This is a genomic window from Altererythrobacter ishigakiensis, from assembly GCF_001663155.1.
GTDB lineage: Bacteria > Pseudomonadota > Alphaproteobacteria > Sphingomonadales > Sphingomonadaceae > Erythrobacter > Erythrobacter ishigakiensis.
In genome coordinates, this window is sequence record NZ_CP015963.1 from 1,257,584 (window position 1) to 1,276,663 (window position 19,080).

The 19,080-nt window shown below is 58.7% G+C and carries 20 protein-coding genes; 11 read left to right on the top strand and 9 right to left on the bottom strand.

Annotation, left to right across the window (positions count from 1 at the left end):
• Positions 1–5: 5 nt before the first annotated feature.
• Positions 6–560, bottom strand: coding sequence for a F0F1 ATP synthase subunit delta (locus A6F69_RS05880; RefSeq protein ID WP_067598579.1), 555 nt, complete (start codon positions 558–560; stop codon positions 6–8).
• Between the two features lie 207 nt (positions 561–767).
• Here A6F69_RS05880 and A6F69_RS05885 point away from each other — a divergent pair, with 207 nt between their 5' ends.
• The gene (locus A6F69_RS05885) at positions 768–1,595 is read left to right on the top strand and encodes a TauD/TfdA dioxygenase family protein (protein ID WP_067598582.1); all 828 of its coding nucleotides are present in this window, start codon (positions 768–770) and stop codon (positions 1,593–1,595) included.
• A gap of 21 nt (positions 1,596–1,616) precedes the next feature.
• Here A6F69_RS05885 and A6F69_RS05890 read toward each other — a convergent pair whose 3' ends face one another.
• Positions 1,617–3,197, bottom strand: a complete 1,581-nt coding sequence (locus tag A6F69_RS05890) for a S1C family serine protease (protein WP_067598585.1) — start codon at positions 3,195–3,197, stop codon at positions 1,617–1,619.
• Between the two features lie 81 nt (positions 3,198–3,278).
• Here A6F69_RS05890 and A6F69_RS05895 point away from each other — a divergent pair, with 81 nt between their 5' ends.
• Both A6F69_RS05895 and A6F69_RS05900 read left to right on the top strand, forming a co-directional pair.
• Positions 3,279–4,316, top strand: a complete 1,038-nt coding sequence (locus A6F69_RS05895; protein ID WP_067598588.1) for a bifunctional transcriptional activator/DNA repair enzyme AdaA — start codon at positions 3,279–3,281, stop codon at positions 4,314–4,316.
• A 65-nt stretch (positions 4,317–4,381) separates the two neighbouring features.
• On the top strand, positions 4,382–5,278 hold the full coding sequence (locus tag A6F69_RS05900; protein WP_067598590.1) for a dienelactone hydrolase family protein: 897 nt from the start codon (positions 4,382–4,384) through the stop codon (positions 5,276–5,278).
• A gap of 56 nt (positions 5,279–5,334) precedes the next feature.
• Here the strand turns inward: A6F69_RS05900 and A6F69_RS05905 are convergent, their stop codons facing one another.
• The 4 genes from A6F69_RS05905 to A6F69_RS05920 form a co-directional block, all read right to left on the bottom strand.
• The gene (locus tag A6F69_RS05905; RefSeq protein WP_067598593.1) at positions 5,335–5,904 is read right to left on the bottom strand and encodes a hypothetical protein; all 570 of its coding nucleotides are present in this window, start codon (positions 5,902–5,904) and stop codon (positions 5,335–5,337) included.
• A gap of 82 nt (positions 5,905–5,986) precedes the next feature.
• On the bottom strand, positions 5,987–6,619 hold the full coding sequence (locus A6F69_RS05910) for a glutathione S-transferase family protein (protein WP_067598596.1): 633 nt from the start codon (positions 6,617–6,619) through the stop codon (positions 5,987–5,989).
• Between the two features lie 15 nt (positions 6,620–6,634).
• Positions 6,635–8,212, bottom strand: a complete 1,578-nt coding sequence (locus tag A6F69_RS05915; protein WP_067598599.1) for a cryptochrome/photolyase family protein — start codon at positions 8,210–8,212, stop codon at positions 6,635–6,637.
• 33 nt (positions 8,213–8,245) lie between these two features.
• Positions 8,246–10,411 carry a primosomal protein N' gene (locus A6F69_RS05920; protein WP_067598602.1) on the bottom strand — a complete coding sequence of 722 codons (2,166 nt, stop codon included), beginning with the start codon at positions 10,409–10,411 and terminating at the stop codon, positions 8,246–8,248.
• Between the two features lie 154 nt (positions 10,412–10,565).
• On the opposite strand from A6F69_RS05920, the gene fsa reads away from it, so the two are divergent.
• From fsa to A6F69_RS05945, 5 genes are read left to right on the top strand one after another with little or no spacing between them, the layout of a single operon-like run.
• Positions 10,566–11,219, top strand: coding sequence for a fructose-6-phosphate aldolase (fsa, locus tag A6F69_RS05925; protein WP_067598605.1), 654 nt, complete (start codon positions 10,566–10,568; stop codon positions 11,217–11,219).
• Positions 11,220–11,234: 15 nt separating this feature from the next.
• Positions 11,235–13,073 (top strand): cobaltochelatase subunit CobT, encoded by a 1,839-nt coding sequence (gene cobT / locus A6F69_RS05930; protein ID WP_067598608.1) that lies wholly within the window; start codon positions 11,235–11,237, stop codon positions 13,071–13,073.
• Positions 13,070–13,729 carry a nitroreductase gene (locus A6F69_RS05935; RefSeq protein ID WP_067598611.1) on the top strand — a complete coding sequence of 220 codons (660 nt, stop codon included), beginning with the start codon at positions 13,070–13,072 and terminating at the stop codon, positions 13,727–13,729. Before cobT ends, A6F69_RS05935 begins: the two co-directional genes overlap by 4 nt.
• 41 nt (positions 13,730–13,770) lie before the next feature.
• Positions 13,771–15,225 (top strand): cysteine--tRNA ligase, encoded by a 1,455-nt coding sequence (cysS, locus tag A6F69_RS05940; RefSeq protein ID WP_067598614.1) that lies wholly within the window; start codon positions 13,771–13,773, stop codon positions 15,223–15,225.
• A 57-nt stretch (positions 15,226–15,282) separates the two neighbouring features.
• Positions 15,283–16,221, top strand: coding sequence for a D-2-hydroxyacid dehydrogenase (locus A6F69_RS05945; RefSeq protein ID WP_067598617.1), 939 nt, complete (start codon positions 15,283–15,285; stop codon positions 16,219–16,221).
• A gap of 81 nt (positions 16,222–16,302) precedes the next feature.
• Here the strand turns inward: A6F69_RS05945 and A6F69_RS05950 are convergent, their stop codons facing one another.
• Entirely contained in the window at positions 16,303–16,746 is a 444-nt protein-coding gene (locus tag A6F69_RS05950) for a hypothetical protein (RefSeq protein ID WP_067598620.1), read from the bottom strand.
• A 181-nt stretch (positions 16,747–16,927) separates the two neighbouring features.
• Here A6F69_RS05950 and A6F69_RS12950 point away from each other — a divergent pair, with 181 nt between their 5' ends.
• Positions 16,928–17,125 (top strand): S24 family peptidase, encoded by a 198-nt coding sequence (locus tag A6F69_RS12950; RefSeq protein WP_245638305.1) that lies wholly within the window; start codon positions 16,928–16,930, stop codon positions 17,123–17,125.
• On the opposite strand, the gene A6F69_RS05955 is transcribed toward A6F69_RS12950, so the two are convergent.
• Complete coding sequence (locus tag A6F69_RS05955; protein ID WP_067598623.1) at positions 17,122–17,535, bottom strand: ester cyclase; 414 nt, start codon at positions 17,533–17,535, stop codon at positions 17,122–17,124. The two genes, A6F69_RS12950 and A6F69_RS05955, sit on opposite strands and share 4 nt — an antisense overlap.
• A gap of 98 nt (positions 17,536–17,633) precedes the next feature.
• Here A6F69_RS05955 and A6F69_RS05960 point away from each other — a divergent pair, with 98 nt between their 5' ends.
• Positions 17,634–18,275, top strand: coding sequence for an MBL fold metallo-hydrolase (locus tag A6F69_RS05960; RefSeq protein ID WP_067602608.1), 642 nt, complete (start codon positions 17,634–17,636; stop codon positions 18,273–18,275).
• Positions 18,276–18,283: 8 nt separating this feature from the next.
• Here A6F69_RS05960 and A6F69_RS05965 read toward each other — a convergent pair whose 3' ends face one another.
• Positions 18,284–18,682 carry an MAPEG family protein gene (locus tag A6F69_RS05965; protein ID WP_179946170.1) on the bottom strand — a complete coding sequence of 133 codons (399 nt, stop codon included), beginning with the start codon at positions 18,680–18,682 and terminating at the stop codon, positions 18,284–18,286.
• A gap of 199 nt (positions 18,683–18,881) precedes the next feature.
• Here A6F69_RS05965 and rpmF point away from each other — a divergent pair, with 199 nt between their 5' ends.
• Positions 18,882–19,061 carry a 50S ribosomal protein L32 gene (gene rpmF / locus A6F69_RS12955; RefSeq protein ID WP_083984709.1) on the top strand — a complete coding sequence of 60 codons (180 nt, stop codon included), beginning with the start codon at positions 18,882–18,884 and terminating at the stop codon, positions 19,059–19,061.
• The last annotated feature ends 19 nt before the right edge of the window (positions 19,062–19,080 follow it).

Genomic DNA, 19,080 nt, shown 5'->3' on the forward strand with positions numbered 1-19,080 from the left:
GTCCTTTAGGCCTTCATTGCCTGGGCGAGGGAATTCAAACGGGTGCGGATCGAGCCATCAATGCGCTGTGATCCGATGGTGACGACGAGGCCGCCCAGAAGATCCGGGTCAACACTCGAGTTAATCTTGACTGTCCGGCCCTGCCGAGCGGTCAGTTTATCTTTCAGCGCTGCGATCTGCTCATCGCTAAGAGCGTGCGCGCTGGTGACATCTGCTGTGACTTCGCCGCGTTGGGCCGCTGCGATCATCTGGAACGCGCGGATCATATCGCCGAGCGAAGACAGTCGGCGATTAGCGGCAAGAACACCGAGAAAATTCTTTGTCAGCTCACTTACACCCAGATGGTCAGCAACAGCTGCAATCGCACCGCCTTGTGCCGAACGGCTCAGTTCAGGGTTAGTGGTGACTGCCTGCAACTCAGCCGATTCGGCGAGCGCATCGGACAGATTCTGAAGGTCAGTTTCGACGGCCGTCACGGTCCCGCCTTCAGAAGCGAGATCGAACAGTGCAGAAGCATAACGCCCTGCTAGGCTGGCCTGTATACCGGCGGAAATATCCACGCGCTGGATGTCCTCTTGGATCTGCGAGAATAACGATGCATCGCTTAAACCGTTCCGGGCACGTTTGGGGGCACCCCGGCAAAGCTGGCGCGCGCCTAGCACTGAGGATGCTGTGATGCAACCCGATTACAGGGGATTCTCTGGACTCATTTCGCAGCTTGGGTAAAATCAATGCGAGAGGCCGCCTAATTGGCCGGGAGAGGACAAATGAAAATGACCCCTATGGCCCCCAAATGCGGGGTCGAGATAACGGGCGTTGAACTCGCAAATTGCAGCGATTCTGAAATGGATGCGATCAAGCAAGCCATTTATGAGCACGGTGTTGCCGTATTTCGTGATCAGGAGTTCACCCCGGAGGATCACATCCGTTTCGGTAAGCGTTGGGGCGGAATCGACATCAACAATTATTTCCCGCTTCAGGAAGAGTATGGCGAGATCGCCATCGTCAAGAAAGAAGCGAACGAGCAAACCAATATTGGCGGTGCGTGGCACACTGACCATTCCTATGACCAGATCCCGGCGATGGGCTCGGTACTGGTCGCCCGTGAGCTGCCCCCGAGTGGCGGCGATACCGAGTGGGCGCACATGGGTGCGGCCTATGATGCGCTGCCCGATGATCTGAAAGCGGAAATCGAAGGCCTGGAAGCGTTCCACACGGCAGACCACGTATATAAGGCCGATGGTCTTTATGCGCAGACCGATATGGGCAAGAATTTGCGCGGACAGGATTTGAAGACCGGTGCGGTCCACCCGGTGGTAATCCGACATCCTCATACAGGGCGCAGATTGCTATATGTGAACAGCGCTTTCACGATCCACTTTGTCGGACAGACGCGTGAGGAAAGCTTGCCGTTGCTGGAAAAGCTCTACGCCGCTGCGCTGACAGGCGACAATCAGTGCCGCTTGCAATGGAAGCCAGGAACGATTGCGATCTGGGACAATCGCACAACCTGGCACAATGCAATCAATGACTATCAGGGTTATCGCCGTGAGATGCACCGTATCACGCTTAGCGGAGAAGCTTTGGCGGCTTAGCCCTTCGCTTGATCAGGCCAGCTAAGGCTGATCCTGAGTACTTAATGGTGCCACGGGCGCGTTCTCTCGCGGGGCGCAGCTATAGACCAGCCGCTCGTTCGGGCGGTTTGGCAGCAGTGAGATCACGCTTTGCTGCTGCTCTCCCAGCACATTTGCTGCATCGCTGATACTGCAGGTTGGTGCTTCATACTGCGCACGGACATCGCGGGCCTGCGCCATATCATTGCGGCCGAGCAGATAGCGCTCGCTCAGGAATGTACGTGTGTCGGGGTCATAGCGATTGACCGACACGACTTCTTCGTCGTCTGGAACAAGCACGCGGGTCCATTCGCCGGCGTTGAGGCCATATTGCGTGCGCGTGTTGACGCATCCATCAGCGGCCCAGTCAAATTCAACATCATCGGTGCGCGCGCCAGTTACTCGACTGCGCTCTGGGACCAAAGTGCAAATCATCGTGCCTTCGCGCGCATTGGATGCAGTCTGCGGAGCATCACCATCACCGCCTTGATTGAGCGCAGTCTCCACCCGGCGATCAATCTCGTCGATACCCGGGCGGCTGATCCACAGAATAATCGCGCCCAGCAGCGAAACACCTGCTATCGCTGCAGCGAAAACAAAACGTCGCTCCATGCCTTCCTTGCCGCGCGAATTGACCGCGACATAGCCTGCCGCAATGGCAATCATCAGTAAGATCAGAGCCGCTGCCATCGCATTCTCACGCTCGCTTTGAACGGAAAGCTGCGCTTCCAATTGTGCGCGGTTGCGGCGATCGCGCAGTTCGGCTTCGCGCGCCTCAATACGTTCCCGCGCCTCCGCGCGTTGCTGTTCGATACGTGCTCGCTCGGATGCTTCGACCTCATCGATGCTGCGACACGGCAGCGCGTTGACGCTCGGTTCGATATCGTTTTCGCGAAGGAACGGCAGCAGTTCACGGATCGATACTGCGAAATAGAACTCGGCATCGGATCCATCGGAGTCCGCGCCGAAGCTGTTTACGCCCATGACCCGCCCGCAGCCATCTAGCAATGGCCCGCCAGAATTACCGCGCGCAATGGGTGCGGTGTGCAAGATCGTATCGAACTGACGGCTGGGCCGCGCGCCAGATAGAAACCCGCGGCTCTTGACCGGCGGCTGAGCGCGGAAGATATCGCCAATATCCAGTCCCTGCGCACGATCAACATTCATCGGATAGCCGACAGCAGAGACTTCACCCATATCGCCCACCAGACTGCCGGAAATCGTTAGCGGTGGCAGGCGCATGGCGTTGTCAATTATCTCGATCAGCGCCAAATCGTTGCGCGGACTGACGGAAACGGCGCGTGCGTAGGCAGCTTCGTCGCCCTCTGAAGGGACCACGCCGATGCGCAATGTGTCATCCTGCAGAGCTTCGCGGATCACATGCGCATTGGTCACTATTTGCGTAGGAGAGACTGCAAATCCCGAGCCGTGGCTGACCGGATAAACTTCCCGACCATCGCTGCCGACGATTACTACGCGCACAACGCCGCGTGCCGCCGCATCAATGTCAGCACTATCGGCCAAAGCGGCATGCGGCGTGACAAGTGCCAAAAGTGTGGCAAAAAGAGTGATTATCCGACCCATGGCGAAGCTATTTGACGCGGTGTCGCTTTGATCGCAAGCTTCGGGATGCAGTGAGTGGCGCATTACCCTAATAAACTGAACATGAGCGATGAACTGATCCCTAGCGAAACCGCATGGTCCGCCGTGAAGCGGCGTGACCGTAGCTATGATGGCCGCTTTGTTACCGGCGTACTGACAACCGGCATCTATTGCCGGCCCAGCTGTGCGGCGCGCCACCCGGATCGCAAGAACGTGCGCTTCTTTGCGACCGGTGCGGAGGCGAGGGAGGCAGGTCTGCGCGCATGCAAGCGGTGCATGCCTGACGATGTAGGCCGCGATGAAGCAGCTGTTCTGGCCGCGATTGAAGAGATCAAGGCTGCGGAAGGCAGGCCAACGCTGGATGAGCTCGCAGCCATTACCGACTACTCGCCAACCCATTTCCAACGGGTGTTCAAGCGCGCCACCGGTCTTTCGCCGGCAGCCTATGCACGTGCGCTTCGCGAAGAACGGGCGAAGGATGCGCTGAAGGGCGCAGCTAGGGTGAGCGATGCAATCTATGATGCGGGGTATGAATCGCCCAGCCGATTTTATGACGGAGTGGAAGGCAAGATGGGCATGACAGCCAGCGACTGGAAGAACGGCGGCGCTGGGCGTGTGATCCATTGGTCTATTATTGAGACTTCGATTGCGCCGATGCTTGTTGCCGCAACCGATAGGGGAGTGTGCTGCCTTTCATTCAACGAAGGTGAGGACGAGTTGCGCGCGCGTTTTCCTAACGCGGAACTCGCCCAAGGCAGCCCGGCATTTCGCGAACTGTTTGAACAAGTAGCCGCTGCCGTGGAGGACCCGTCGCTCGACAATTCGCACATTCCTTTGGATGTGAAAGGCACGGCGTTCCAGCAACGTTGCTGGCAAGCATTGCGCCAGATACCGGCTGGCGAAACGCGTAGTTATGGCGAGCAGGCAGCAATGCTGGGCAATCCCAAGGCGAGCCGCGCGGTCGGCAGCGCAAACGGCGCCAACAATATTGCCGTGCTGATCCCGTGTCACCGCGTTGTTCCGGCATCAGGCGGCGTGGGCGGCTATGCCTATGGACCCGAAATAAAGGCCGAACTGCTGAAGCGTGAGTGCAATGATTGAAACCTTTTGGCGGTTTGCTCCGTTGGCGATGTAAGAGAGTTTTTTGAAACAACGGAGCCAGGATTATGTGCGATGAAGAAAAGATCACCCGCTGGGCTCGCGAAGGGCTGACGCGACGCGAGTTTGGTGTGCTTGGCGCCACTGCGGTGGCCGCAGCCTGCGCTCCGAGTGATGGGATGGCTCAAGATCAGGTCGAGACGGTTTCTTCGCCGGGATTTCCCGCGTGGACCGAGCAGGAGGTCAGCTTCGCGACCGATGACGGCACAATGGATGGCTGGTTTGTTGCGCCCACGTCTGGCCCTGCGCCTGCGGTGATTATCTGGCCGGATATCGCAGGCCTTAGAGATAGCAAGAAGGCTATGGCCCGGCGGTTGGCTGACCGCGGATACACAGCGTTGGTGGTGAACCAGTATTACCGCGACACGCCTGCCCCTATTTGGCAGGATTTCGCCGACTTCGCGGGGAATGGTGGCTGGGGACGCGCCCGTGAAATGCGCGGCAAGCTGGACGCAGATGCAATCATGCGCGATGCAACCGCTGCCGTGGCTTTTCTCGACAGCCGTGCGGAAGTCGATAGCGAACGCGGCATTGGAACGCAGGGCTATTGCATGGGCGGCCCCTTCACAATGTGGAGCGCCGCTGCTGTCCCGTCTCGCATAAAGGCTGCCGCCAGTTTTCACGGCGGCGGGCTGGTGCGGGAGGACAACCCGAAGAGCCCGCACAGACTGTTTGGCCAGATGGACGCCAGCCTGCTTGTCGCGATTGCGCAGGATGACGATACTGAAGCGCCGGACGAAAAAAACACGCTGCGCAAGGCAGCTGCAGCCGTCGGCCGGGATGCAACGGTTGAAGTCTTTGCCGGTGATCACGGCTGGTGTGTGCCCGATAGCCCCGCCTATGCCGAAGCAGAAGCGGAACGCGCCTGGGCTGCATTGCTCAAGCTATACGAGGGCGCTCTATAAGCCCGCGCCTTCGTACGGTTCGGAGTCGACGGGAGTCTCGCCGTTCTTTCTGCGCGCTATTCCGCGTCAGCCAGCCTAACCATGACGTGGGCAAAGGGTGTGTCTTTCCACATGACATAGACCGGATCGGCAATTTCGCTGGACATACCCGCATAAGAGGCCGGATCGGGCAGGATCAGCATCAAATGCGGTCCGTCCTTGATCCACATATTGTCCTCGGTCGGCTCGGTTGCAGCCGGGTCCAGATTGCTCACGCCTGGAGCATCGCCTTCGCCCGCCAGCATGTAAGAGATGCCCATCTTGCCAGTCGGAAATTCTCCGCCTGACTGCATTGCTCCCAGTGCTTCCATCCAGACTGCATCATTGCACATCGGGCCCATGCCGGGCGTCTCTGCAATACATGTCCAGCCGTTTGTGCCTTCGCGTAAAACATTACCCTCTGCGTCGAGGATCGTCGCACCATCGGTCACGTCGCTTGGCCCGGCGGAAAGAGCACTCGCAATTGAAGCGTCATCGCCTTCCAAGGCAGTTGCTTCGTCGGCGGGAGCCTCTGTGTCATTGGCACCCCCGCATGCGGCCAACGCGCTCAATGCCGTCACGGTGAGCGCGGTCGTCAAAATTCTCATGGTTAGCCTCCCAATTCGTTTGCACGACCCCAACTGACCGATACGCCTCAGCCTGCGTGAGTGCAAATCAAGGAGGGCTTGGTTAATCCAGCTTCGGCGGCATCCCGGGCTCACATTTGGCCATAGCGCGCTGATACGCGTCGCGTGCGCCGATCCGCTGTAGATAGGCCTTCAGGTTGGGCTTGTCGTCGATGCTCATCCCGTTGAACGCGCGGCTGGTGGTTAGCTGGAACACCATCATGATGTCTGCCGTGGTCAGGGATGAGCCGCCTAAATAGTCGGCCTCGCCAAGTCGATGCTCGATCTGTGCCCATGCATTGGTCACGCGTTTGGCCAGCGGCGGCGGCATTTCCGCGCCAACAGCGCCAACCGCGATCTGCATCATGCCGTTGGTCATGAATGTCGCATTGGCAAAGTGGAACCAATAAAGGTGATCGGCGAAGTCCGGATGGTCGGGGCCGGGCACCAGATCAGTGTCCGGCGCATATTTCCCGACAATATACTCCACGATCGCGCCGCTTTCGCCCAGCACAAGGTCACCATCCTCGATAACCGGGGCGATTTCCATCGGATGGATCGCCTTCAGCTCCGGCGGAGCGAGCCGTGTCTCCGGATCACGGTTATAGAGCTTCAGATCATATTCGAGCCCCAGCTCCTCACACAGCCAGACGATGCGTTCGGATTGCGAAATTCGCAGGTGGTGGACGGTCAGCATGTCGTGATGGCTCCCTTAATCTTCGTTTCGCGCCCAGCCTTTGCTGGCGGGCTGCAGAGAGTCGAGAAAAATCTCTGCGCTATCAAGATATTCGCGCTGTTTTTCCTCGCCCATCCGATCCCAGGTTGAATAGATCCGCCCGATGCGGTGGTTGCTTTCGAGCCGGTCGCGATTGCGGTCAATGAAATGCCAATAGAGCGGGTTGAAGGGGCAGGCGCCGTCGCCGGTCTTCTTCGACATCGAATAGCGGCATTCCTTGCAGTAATCGGACATCTTGTTGATGTAGTTTCCGCTCGCCGCATAGGGCTTTGTCGCGAGCTTACCGCCGTCCGCATACAGGATCATGCCGACCACATTGGGCATCTCGACCCAGTCATAGGCATCGGCATAGACGGCGAGATACCAGTCCTGCACATCGCGGGGCTTGATGCCTGCCAGCAGAGCGAAATTTCCGAGCACCATCAATCGCTGAATATGGTGTGCGTGCGCGTTCTGATGAGTGGAGCGAATGCAATCCGCCATGCAGCGCATGTCCGTTTCGCCAGTCCAGTAGAACTCGGGCAGCGGGCGGTTCGCACCCAGCTCATTCGCGGTCTCGAGTTTCGGCATAAAATGCCAGTAGAACCCGCGAATATACTCGCGCCAGCCGATGATTTGGCGGATGAATCCTTCGACTGAATTGAGTGGCGCTTTGCCGTCTTCGTATGCCTGCTGTGCACGCCGGCACAGTTCCAGCGGATCGAGCAGGCCCAAATTGATGCTGGTCGACAGCATCGAATGGTAGAGGTCATCAGAGCCGTGCACTATCGCGTCCTGATAGGGGCCGAACTTCTCGATCCGGTCAGCGAAGAAGGCATCGGCGGCTTCTTCGGCCTGCGCGCGCGTAACTGGCCATTCGAAACGCTCTAGCGATCCAAAGTGATCGCCGAACCGGCTTTCGACCAATTCGATCACTTCGCGGGTGATATCGTCGGGCTCGAATTTCGGCCGCTCGGGCGGGTCCATCCCATCTTTGGGAGGCTCACGGTTTTCCTTGTCGAGGTTCCATTCGCCGCCGACAGGTTTGCCGTCACCGCGCATCAAAAGCCCGGTTTTCCTGCGCATCTCGCGATAGAAGTACTCCATCGTCAGATGCTTGCGGCCCTCGGCCCATTCTTCGAATTCGGCATGCGAGCAAAGGAAACGGTCGTCGGGCAGAACTTCGACTTCACAGGCAAACTTGTCGGGCCATTCGTCCTGCATTTGGCGCACACGCCATTCGCTCGCTTCGACAACATGGATTGCGCGCGGTTCGTGACGCTCCACGGCGCGCGCAACTTCCCCGGTGAAGCTGCTTGAGTTTTCTTGGTCCGTCAGTTTGACGTAGTCCACCGTCCAACCGTCGTCGCTAAGCTCGGCGGCGAAATGGCGCATTGCGGAGAATATCAACGCGATCTTTTGCTTGTGATGTTTGACGTAGGTAGCCTCGTCCCGAACTTCCACCATCAGGATAACGGTTTTGTCCTTCGCCCGCCCGCGCAGACTAGCCAGATCACGCGTCAGCTGATCGCCAAGAAGGGGGACTAGGATAGGGCCGGCGCGGTCATTGGGCATGCTTCACCAATGAGCGAGGGCAAGTTTGGTGCCTCAAACGAAACTATAGGGGTCAATATCGATACCAATGCGCACGCCGGGCGGAAAATCCTGCGCGGCGATCCACTCCGTGATGACCTTTTGCAGGTTCGCGCTGCGCCGCGCGTTGACTAGGAAGCGATAACGGTATCGCCCGCGCAGCATCGCAAGTGGGGCAGGGGCGGGCCCGAGGATTGCGACATCCTCAACATTTGGGCGAATGTCGCCCAGCCGGTTGGCTGCTTGCCGGGCCTCCGCATCGTCCTCTGACGAAATAATGATCGCCGCCCAGCGCCCGAACGGTGGCGCACCGACATAGCGCCGCGCTTCTGTCTCGGCCTCATAGAATGCGTCACGATTACCCTCTGCCAAGGCCGCGATCACTGGCGCTTCGACATGGCGCGTCTGGATCAGGACTTCGCCCGGCTTCGCGCCGCGCCCCGCTCGCCCGGCGGCCTGAGATACTTGCTGATAGGTGCGCTCGCCCGCGCGTAAATCCCCCCCTTCGAGGCCCAAATCCGCGTCGACCACGCCTACGAGCGTCAATTCGGGGAAGTGAAAACCTTTCGTGACCAGCTGAGTGCCGATGATGATATCGACCGCGCCAGTCTCTGCGGCGGCGATGAATTCGGCTGCCTTTTCAGGCGAATTGAGCGTGTCCGAAGTCGCGACTGCGATCCGCGCTTCCGGGAAGAGTTCGCGCACTTCGTCCGCAATTCGCTCGACACCCGGTCCGCACGCAACCAAGCAATCGGGCTCGCCGCATTCGGGACACGTCGCGGGCGGCGTTTCCTCATGTCCGCAATGATGGCACGCCAGCCGCTGAGACAGACGGTGCTCGACCAGCCACGCACTACAACTGGTACATTGGAAACGAAACCCGCAATTCCGACACAGGGTCAGCGGGGCATAGCCACGGCGGTTCAGGAACAGCAGCGATTGCTCATTCTTGGCCAATCGATCTTCCAATGCAGCGACGAGGCGCGGCGCGAGCCAGCGTTGCCTTTCAGGCGGCTCTTCTGTCAGGTCAATCGTGTCGATATGTGGCAGCTGGGCCCCGCCAAAACGACTGGGCAGATCGAGTTTCTCGTAAATCCCGCTTTCGGCCATTTGCAGGCTTTCGAGTGCCGGGGTAGCGCTGGCCAGCACCACCGGAAAGCCTTCAAACCGCGCGCGCATCACAGAGACATCGCGCGCGTTATATCGCACGCCGTCATCTTGCTTGAAGCTGACTTCATGCGCTTCGTCGACGATAATCAAACCAAGGTTCGCATAAGGCAGGAATAGCGCGGATCGCGCCCCTACCACGACTTGTGCTGTACCCTCGCTGATGGCGCGCCACGCACGGCGGCGTTCGGTCGACTTAAGCGAGGAATGCCATTGCACCGGCGCTGCATCGAAGCGCTGCTCGAAACGGTTCAGAAAATTTTCTGTCAGCGCGATCTCAGGCAGCAGGACCAACACCTGCTTGCCCCTGCGAATGGCGGCGGCGACAGGCTCGAAGTAGGTTTCGGTTTTTCCTGATCCGGTCACTCCATCGAGCAGGAAAGGCGCAAACTCTTCGGCCTTCACGGCTTGCACCAGCCGGTCTGCGACCTCGCGCTGATCGGCCGACAATTCAGGTACGGAAAAGTCCGGGTCAGCAGGCGGGAAAGGCCGGTCAATTGCGACAGAGACCGGCTCGATAACGCCTTGCCCGACCAGCCCGCGCAGGACGCCCTCGGACACACCAGCGATGCCGGCAAGCTCGCGGATCGTCGCTTGCTCGCCCTGCAATGCCTCAATTGCTTGTTCGCGCTGCGGCGTCATTCGTTCGGGCATGCCGCCAGACAGCCGGTATTCGGTCATTGTGGTCGGGCCGCTCAATGCGCCGCCGCTTGAGATCACCATGCGTGCGACTGAGCTTGGAGATGCGCAATAGTAGTCCGCTGTCCATTCGATCAGCCGCCTCAAGGGCGCGGACAGCGGGGGAACAGACAGCACCTCCAGTATCGGGCGCAGCTTTTCCGCAGCCACTTCCTGACCCGGCAGTCGTTCGGGTTCCCAAACGATCCCGGTGATCTGGCGCGGTCCTAGCGGCGCGACGACGATTGACCCCAGGTCAACTTGCATGCCGTCTGGCACACGATAGTCGAGCACTTCGAGCGCGCGATTGAAGACTAAAAGGCGGATGCGATTCATGACCAGAGCCAATATGGGGTGTCGCGTGGCTTGATCACAAGCACCGCCAGCATCTTGCCACCCACAATTTGCGCGTTGTGTGGTGTGGTCCGTACGGCAAAGACTGGTATGCGTAGGTCAACCAACACGAATCGCTCAAATGCCGGGGACAATCATGAAATTCTTTGCCGACACAGCCGAAATTGACGACATCAAGGAACTGGCCGCTACCGGTTTGCTCGATGGGGTGACGACCAACCCTTCGCTGATTGCCAAGTCGGGCCGCGATTTCATGGAAGTGACCAAGGAAATTTGCGGCATCACAGACGGCCCGGTCAGCGCGGAGGTTGTCGCACTTGATCACGAAACGATGATGAAAGAGGCCGAAGTCCTGCGCAAAATCGCGGACAATGTCTGCATCAAGGTTCCGCTGACGATTGACGGGCTGAAGACCTGCAAGGCGCTGACCGAAGATGGTACTATGGTGAATGTGACGCTGTGCTTCAGCGCCAATCAGGCGCTGCTCGCGGCGAAAGCCGGGGCGACCTTCATCAGCCCCTTTGTCGGCCGCCACGATGACAACGGCTTTGACGGTATGGAGCTGATCGAAGATATCCGGTTGATCTATGATAATTACGATTTCGGCACAGAAATCCTGGTCGCCAGTGTGCGCCATGTTACCCATGTGCTCCAAAGCGCGAAGATCGGGGCCGACGTTATGACCGCGCCGCCCAAGGTGATCAAATCGCTGTTTAATCACGTCCTGACAGATAAAGGGATTGAAGGCTTCCTGAAGGACTGGCAAGCCACCGGGCAATCAATAGTTTAATGTTCGGAGCCGTCTTTGGCGGAAGAAACACCTCTCGATAAGTTCAAGGCAGCGCTGACCGGCGCCAGCCGCGCTATTGCGCGGGAAGCAGAGGTGGAAGTTGCCTGGAGCGCAGACGCGCCATCTGCCAGCGGCAAGAATTTCCGCGTACCTTTGCCGGGCCGCGATCTGCCACCAGAACAGGTTGCAGAAGCCCGGGGCTTTGCAGACAGTTTTGCGCTGAAGCTGCGCCATCACGATACCGACCTGCACAGCAAGAACGCGCCGCCGGAGGCAACCGCGCGCGCGTGTTATGATGAGTTTGAGCGTGTTCGATACGAAGCGCTGGGTGCGAACAATTTTGGCGGCATCAAGGCCAATCTCGAAAGCGCGACCGAGATGCGTGTTCTGTCCGATCCGATTGCGCGCGCCCAAACGCGCGAGGATGTGCCGCTGCAGACCGCGCTAGGTCTAATGCTGCGAGAGAAGCTGACCGGAGAAGCTGTGCCAGAGGCTGCACAGCGCGGGGTGGAGTTGGTGCGCGAGTTTATCGAAGAGCGCGTGGGCGACAATCTTGAAGACCTGCTGGGATCGCTGGAAGATCAGGAAGCGTTCCAGTCGCTGAGCCTCGACATGTTGCAGCAGCTCGACCTGACCCAGCCGAGCGATTCCCCTGACGAAGCCGACAACGATCAAGGCGACGACGAGGAAGACGGTCAGGACGAAACAGATCAGGACGAGGGCGACCAGGATCAGGGCGAAAGCGGCCAGCAATCCGCCGAAATGGCCGGGGAGATGAGCGAAGGCGATTCCGACGGCGAAGGCGAAAGCGAGATGTCGTCCGAGTCAGAGATGCAGGATGGTGAGCCCGGCGAAGAGGGCGATGAAGGCATGATGCCTGTCCGCCCCAACCGGCCGCAAGGCGAGCTTCCGATGGATCTCGACTACCACGCCTATACCGAGGCCTATGACGAGGAAATTCCGGCCGACGAACTGTGCGATGCGGAAGAGCTCGACCGGCTTCGCGCTTATCTCGACAGCCAGCTTACCGGGCTGCAAGGTGTGGTCACGCGGCTGGCGAACCGGCTCCAGCGCCGCCTGATGGCGCAGCAGAATCGCAGCTGGGAATTCGATCAGGAAGACGGGGTGATCGATGCTTCGCGGCTTGCCCGTGTCGTGGTCTCGCCCGGCACGTCGATGGCCTACAAGACCGAGAAGGATATCGAATTCAAGGACACCATTGTGACCTTGCTAATCGATAACTCGGGTTCGATGCGCGGTCGGCCAATCAGCATCGCTGCGATCAGCGCGGATATCCTCGCGCGTACGCTGGAGCGCAGTGGGGTCAAGACGGAGATCCTCGGCTTCACCACCCGCGCATGGAAAGGCGGGCAAAGCCGCGAGCAATGGCTGGCAGATGGCAAGCCGCAAAACCCGGGGCGCCTCAACGATCTGCGGCACATCATCTACAAGAAGGCCGACGAGCCATGGCGGCGCGCGCGCCGCAATCTCGGCCTGATGATGCGCGAAGGCCTTTTGAAGGAGAATATCGACGGCGAGGCTCTGATGTGGGCGCATAACCGCCTGATCGGCCGCAAGGAAGATCGCCGCATCCTGATGGTGATTTCGGACGGTGCGCCGGTGGATGATTCAACGCTCAGCGTGAACAGTGCTGGTTATCTTGAGGCGCATTTACGCAAGGTGATCGACTGGATCGAGAGGGTCTCACCTGTACAACTGGTTGCGATCGGCATCGGGCATGATGTTACACGTTATTACCGCCGCGCGGTGACGATAATGGACGTCGAGCAGCTCGGCGGCACAATAATCGAGCAGCTTGCGGAGCTGTTTGAGGATGAGAAGGGACGCAGATGAACGTAACCGAAGCAGTTAAATCCCGTCGCAGTGTGCGCGAATTCCTCGACAAGCCGGTTGATCTCGAAACGATCCGCCGCGTGATGGACACGGCGCGCTGGGCCGCGTCGGGCTGCAACTATCAGCCGTGGGAAGCGACCATTGTAACAGGCGAACCGCTGAAAGAATTGCGCGCAAAGCTGTCATCCTCCCCCATGCAGCAGGCCGAATATGACTGGACTGCACCGGGACAGGAAGAAGCATACAAGTCGCGCCTTGATGCGGTTTCACGCGAGATGTTCGGCGCAATGAATATCGCCCGCGACGACACTGAAGGACGGACTAAGGCGATGATGCGCAATGTCACGTCGTTCGATGCGCCTGCAGTCATGTTTATCTATTTCCCGCGCCTGATGAAGGAGGCGCAATGGTCAGACACGGGCATGTGGCTGCAAACCGTGGCGCTGCTGCTGCGCGAGGAAGGGCTCGACAGCTGCTATCAGGAATTCATGGCGCTCTATGCGAATGTGATCCGCGACTTCCTCGGCCTGGATCATGATCGCTACATGCTGTTTTGCGGGATGGCGATCGGCTATCGCGACCCCGACGCGCCGGTAAACAATTTTGAGCGTGAACGTGTGCCGCTGGACGAGCAGGTGAAGTTTCTCGGCTTCTGATTGGTTGACCCGCGCGCGGCGGCTGGGCAAAGGCGCATGCGATGAGTGATACGCCGCCTCTAAAGCTGTTCAACAGCCTGACCCGCCAGCTGGAGGTATTCCAGCCTGTCCATGAAGGCGAGGCGCGCGTCTATACCTGTGGGCCGACGGTTTATAACTATCCGCATATCGGCAACATGCGCGCCTATGTCTTTGCAGACGTGTTGGGCCGCACGCTGAGCTGGAAGGGCTATAAACTCACCCACATCATCAACATCACCGACGTTGGCCACCTCACCGATGATGCCGATGCGGGCGAAGACAAGATGGAACAGATGGCGGCTGAGAAGGCGCAGTCCATCTGGGACATCGCGAAGCACTATACCGAGGCTTATTGGGAGGATGTGAAAGCGCTCAATATCCGCCAGCCTGCGAAGTGGTCGATTGCGACGGATTACATCGAAGAGATGCTGGAATTCGCAAGGAGCATTGCGGAAAAGCACTGCTATGAACTCGATAGCGGGCTCTATTTCGATGTCTCGACCATCGAAGATTACGGACGCCTAGCGCGGGCTGTTACCGAGGATGGAGAGGGCCGGATCGATACGGTCGACGGCAAGCGCAACCCTCAGGACTTTGCGATCTGGCGCAAGACTCCGGCGGGCGAAAAGCGCCAGATGGAATGGGATTCGCCGTGGGGCAAGGGCGCGCCCGGCTGGCATTTGGAATGCTCGGTCATGGGCGAGAAGCTGCTCGGCTTCCCGTTCGACATTCACACCGGCGGGATCGACCACCGCGAGATCCACCACCCCAATGAAATCGCGCAGAACCAGGCGTTTTGCGGTTGCGGAGGCTTGTCAGAAGCCACGAACAGCGGCGCGAAGATCTGGATGCACAACAACTTCCTGGTCGAGCGTAGCGGCAAGATGAGCAAGAGCGCAGGCGAATTTCTGCGCCTGCAATTAGTGATCGACAAGGGCTATAGCCCGCTCGCTTACCGCATGATGTGCCTGCAGGCGCATTACCGCAGCGAATTGGAGTTCAGCTGGGAAGGGCTGCAAGCGGCGCTGACGCGATTGAAACGGATCGTGATGGCGGTCGAGCGGCTGTCAGATGCGCCATCCCAACCAATGACTGAGCACCCCAAATTCGCCCCATTTCTTGCGAAATTCGAAGAGGCGATATCCGACGATCTTAATACGCCGATCGCGTTGACCGCGCTCGAAGATGCATTGGCGGTCAAAAAGGTTGATGCAGGGATCAAGCGCGCTGTCGTGGAGCACATGGATGCTGTTCTTGGCTTGGAACTCTTAAAGCTCACTCGCACCGACTTGCGCATCCGGCCCAAGGATGCGCAGTTCACCGAGGCAGAGATCGAAGACGCACTTTCACGCCGCAAGGCGGCGCGTGCAGAGACAGACTTCGCCACCAGCGATGCCATCCGCGATGAACTCGCAGCCACGGGCGTCGAGGTGATGGATGGCGATCCGCTCGGTTGGGAGTGGAAGCTTAATTGAGGCTGCCATCCATTGTGGGGGTAGCGTTCGCGCAACTGCCGATTTAACAAGCGCGGCATGACCATTCTCGCATTATCCGGCCTGATCCGCCCGCTGCTCGAACCGCGTTTGCCAGAGGGGCTCGACGTCCGCTGGTTCATGACCAAGGAAGAGGCTCTCGCCGCCGTGCCCGAGGCCGAGATCGGCTGGTTCGACATGTATGAGCAAGACGCGATGGCGGAAACGCTGCGCGCGGCGACCAGTCTCAAATGGCTCAATTCGATCTACGCGGGATTGGACTTCCTGCCGATGGATGTGCTGATCGAGCGCGGGATCACTGTTACCAACGGCGCAGGAATCAACGCGCTGACCATCGCCGAATATGTCGTGATGGGGATGCTCAACATCGCCAAGGGATATCGCGATGTTGTGCGCGCGCAGGAAAAGCGCGAGTGGCTGCAGGACAGCCCTGGCAAGCGCGAGCTGGCAGGATCAAAAGCGCTGCTGCTGGGCTATGGCGCGATCGGCAAGCTGATCAAGCCGCGGCTCGAAGGTTTTGATGTCGATGTGACAGTCGTGCGCCGCTCAAGCGGAGAAGGCGTGCTGACGCCGGACCAGTGGCGCGACAAGCTCGGCGAATTCGATTGGGTTATCCTAGCTGTGCCCGCAACGCCTGAAACTGACGGCATGATCGGTGCTGAAGAGTTGGCGGCGATGAAGTCGGACGCGGTGGTAGTGAACATCGCACGCGGCGCCGTGATCGATCAGCCCGCCTTGGTCGATGCGCTAACGGCCAAGAAAATCGGCGGAGCGTTCCTTGACGTCACGACGCCAGAGCCGCTGCCCGCCGATCATCCGCTTTGGGCGCTCGACAATGCGCATATCACCATGCACCTGTCCGGCCGCGCGCAGGACAAGATGTTCATGCGCAGCGCGGATCGTTTCCTCAATAACCTCGACAAATATCTGAAGGGCGAGCCTGTCGCGCCAATCTTCGATCCGAAGCTTGGTTACTGACGACGCTCTTCATCCTGAAAAGGCAACGCCGCCCCGGCCAGACCGAGGCGGCGCGTCAGGCCTAATAGGCTCAAAACATTCTTAGTCGTTGTGGTGATGCCCGATCATTCTGGTCGAGCGTGCGATCAATGATTGATACTCGTCCCAAAGCGCTTGAGCCTCTTCCTCACCGCCTGCAAGCTCGGTTAGTGCTGCGAACCATTTCGCTCCGTCGGGATTATTAGTGTAAGTCAGTTCAGCTGGGCCGTCTGCCATGTCCCATGCCACAAGAAAGTCCCAAGATCCCGTCTGCAAGTGGACCAGATAAGGCTCTGGAGTGCCTGCCGCTTTCGAAGCTTTGCTGAAGTAGTCGTCAATGATTTCCTCGGCGCGACCACGCTTTCCCGGCTTGAGGTCGATCATGATGATGTCGAGGTAATCGACATTCTCGCGGATCGTCGGTCCTTCCTCGTGGCCATCAGCCGACGCAGCCGCTGGGATTGCGGCCATTGCAATGGCTGCAGCGATAGAAGCAAATTTACGCATATTCTGGGTCCCCCAATACAAATTGCTTGGTGCTCAAACTGGGGCGACCCACACCAAGTATATTGATTAATAGAGGAAACCGGTGGCTTTGGCGAATCTGCGTTGAAATTGTCGCGCTTCAATTCTCTTCCAGCAGCAGCAGGACACAGGTCACCACCATGCGCGGGTAGGGCAAGGTGTTTTGGGTGACCTCGCTCACCGTCGCATCCGAGACCAATTGACCGGCTATGGCGACACGATCATGGTAAAGCGGGTCGCCTCGCAAGGGGCGGGGCCGCTGGCGCTGCTCTCGCAGAACCTCGCCTACCCGCCAGTGGAGGTCAGTGCTGACGAAGCCGAGATTATCGGCCGCGTGGTCTGGAAAAGCGGGCGGCTTTAGGCCCAGCCAAGCTCGCGCAAGGCAAATCCGTCGTTCCAGATTTTCACCATGTTGCTGATCTTGTCGCCGGTGAATTCGATCACATAGCAATATTCGGAAGAGGTTGATTTGCCAGTCGCCGGCACCGGTCCGCCATCGCCTGTATGGGTTGCCTTGAAGGTTGCTGCGGCGCAGACCGATCCGCGATCCTCATCCACCCCAAAGGACAGCATTTCGTAGCCTGCGTCAGGCAGCGGTGCGCCCATGCTGTGCATCCAGTTGGTATAGCCTTCCAGTGTCGTAACTTCTGCCAGCGCATCTGCTTGTGCGCGAAACGTCGCATTGGGCGTGCACCATTGCTTACACACTTCCCAACCCTTGCCGGTCTCGCACGCGTCGAAGAAATCTAGAGCTGCTTTCTTGATTGCCATGAGCAAATCCTTCCGAAAGCGACCCGGATACTCTTGCAATACCACGTGATGCCAGCCACATCCAGCGAATGAACGAGACACCCAAGCCCACGCCGCCCATGCGCGCAGCTATCTTGCCGGTTACGCCGCTGCAGCAGAACTGCTCGTTGATCTGGTGCACCAAGACGATGAAAGCTGCGCTGGTCGATCCGGGCGGGGATTTGGACAAACTGAAGGCAGGTGTCGAAAAGGCTGGCGTGACGCTGGAAAAGATCCTCATCACGCACGGCCATCTGGATCATTGCGGGCAGGCGGGCATGTTGGCGGATGAGCTGGGTCTTCCAATCGAAGGCCCGCATCAGGATGACCTTTTCTGGATCGAGAAGCTCGATGGTGATGGCGCGCGATATGGAATGGAGGCGAGGAGCTTCACTCCCACGCGCTGGCTTGAGCACGGCGATACGGTGACCGTGGGTGAGCTGACACTGGACGTGATCCATTGCCCCGGTCACACGCCCGGACATGTGGTCTTCTTCCACGAACCAAGCCGCTTCGCGATTGTCGGCGATGTGCTGTTTCAGGGATCAATCGGGCGCACCGACTTTCCCATGGGTAATCATCAGGATCTGATTGACGCGATCACCCAGCGCCTATGGCCGCTGGGCGATGATGTGATGTTCATCCCTGGTCACGGTCCGACCAGCACATTCGGTCAGGAACGCAAGACCAACGCCTTTGTGAGTGATTACGCGCTTTCTTAGTTAAACCCTCACATAACCCCCATCAGGATCAGAACAGCAACGACTGACAGACCCAGCAGCGTGAGCATGGTGATAAGCACGCCGATCATCCGCGGCTTGGTCGGGCTTTCGCCATCCATGCCGATCCCGTGCGCAATGCGACCCAGCATGTAGATACCAGCAACATAGGCAAGCCATGGCTGGCCGCGCCCGGTCAATTCGATCGCAGCAATAAGGAAGAGCACAAAGGGTGTGTTCTCAACGAAATTGAGCTGCGCCCGCATCCGGCGTGTTAGAGGGCCGCCTCCATCGTCGCCATGTGAAAGTTTCAGCTTGCCGCGCATTTGCCCGACGCGGATGGAAAGCCAGATATTGATAATTGCCGCCGCTGCGACGGCCGATAGCGTGACCGGTAGAATAATTGCCATGAGTACCCCTCTCAAATCTGTGTTTGTCGGTTTGCTATGCGTGTCTGCTACGGGTTGCAACCTTGGAAATTTGCGTTATAGCGCGCCGCTTCCCGCCAAAGCCGGGCCCGATTCTCGTGCACATGACTTGTGCGCCATCGGTTCCTGCCCTAGAGCGGCTCACGATTTGACTGATTTGCATTAAGGAACAGGTGCCGAGATGGCTGTCCCTAAGAGAAAAGTATCGCCACACCGTCGCGGCAATCGCCGTGCACATGATTCGCTGAAAGTGGAGGCATTCCACGAGTGCAACAACTGTGGCGAACTCAAGCGTCCGCACAATCTGTGCCCGCACTGCGGCTTCTATAATGGTCGCGAGGTCGTCGCGGTCAGTTTGTAATCACCGCTGATTTGGAGAT

Coding starts and splice junctions, on each gene's coding strand:
- A6F69_RS05885 (WP_067598582.1), top strand. CDS start 768: ATGAAAATGACCCCTATGGCCCCCAAATGCGGGGTCGAGATAACGGGC.
- A6F69_RS05890 (WP_067598585.1), bottom strand. CDS start 3,197: ATGGGTCGGATAATCACTCTTTTTGCCACACTTTTGGCACTTGTCACG.
- A6F69_RS05895 (WP_067598588.1), top strand. CDS start 3,279: ATGAGCGATGAACTGATCCCTAGCGAAACCGCATGGTCCGCCGTGAAG.
- A6F69_RS05900 (WP_067598590.1), top strand. CDS start 4,382: ATGTGCGATGAAGAAAAGATCACCCGCTGGGCTCGCGAAGGGCTGACG.
- A6F69_RS05905 (WP_067598593.1), bottom strand. CDS start 5,904: ATGAGAATTTTGACGACCGCGCTCACCGTGACGGCATTGAGCGCGTTG.
- A6F69_RS05910 (WP_067598596.1), bottom strand. CDS start 6,619: ATGCTGACCGTCCACCACCTGCGAATTTCGCAATCCGAACGCATCGTC.
- A6F69_RS05915 (WP_067598599.1), bottom strand. CDS start 8,212: ATGCCCAATGACCGCGCCGGCCCTATCCTAGTCCCCCTTCTTGGCGAT.
- A6F69_RS05920 (WP_067598602.1), bottom strand. CDS start 10,411: ATGAATCGCATCCGCCTTTTAGTCTTCAATCGCGCGCTCGAAGTGCTC.
- fsa (WP_067598605.1), top strand. CDS start 10,566: ATGAAATTCTTTGCCGACACAGCCGAAATTGACGACATCAAGGAACTG.
- A6F69_RS05935 (WP_067598611.1), top strand. CDS start 13,070: ATGAACGTAACCGAAGCAGTTAAATCCCGTCGCAGTGTGCGCGAATTC.
- cysS (WP_067598614.1), top strand. CDS start 13,771: ATGAGTGATACGCCGCCTCTAAAGCTGTTCAACAGCCTGACCCGCCAG.
- A6F69_RS05945 (WP_067598617.1), top strand. CDS start 15,283: ATGACCATTCTCGCATTATCCGGCCTGATCCGCCCGCTGCTCGAACCG.
- A6F69_RS05950 (WP_067598620.1), bottom strand. CDS start 16,746: ATGCGTAAATTTGCTTCTATCGCTGCAGCCATTGCAATGGCCGCAATC.
- A6F69_RS05955 (WP_067598623.1), bottom strand. CDS start 17,535: ATGGCAATCAAGAAAGCAGCTCTAGATTTCTTCGACGCGTGCGAGACC.
- A6F69_RS05960 (WP_067602608.1), top strand. CDS start 17,634: ATGCGCGCAGCTATCTTGCCGGTTACGCCGCTGCAGCAGAACTGCTCG.
- A6F69_RS05965 (WP_179946170.1), bottom strand. CDS start 18,682: ATGGCAATTATTCTACCGGTCACGCTATCGGCCGTCGCAGCGGCGGCA.
- rpmF (WP_083984709.1), top strand. CDS start 18,882: ATGGCTGTCCCTAAGAGAAAAGTATCGCCACACCGTCGCGGCAATCGC.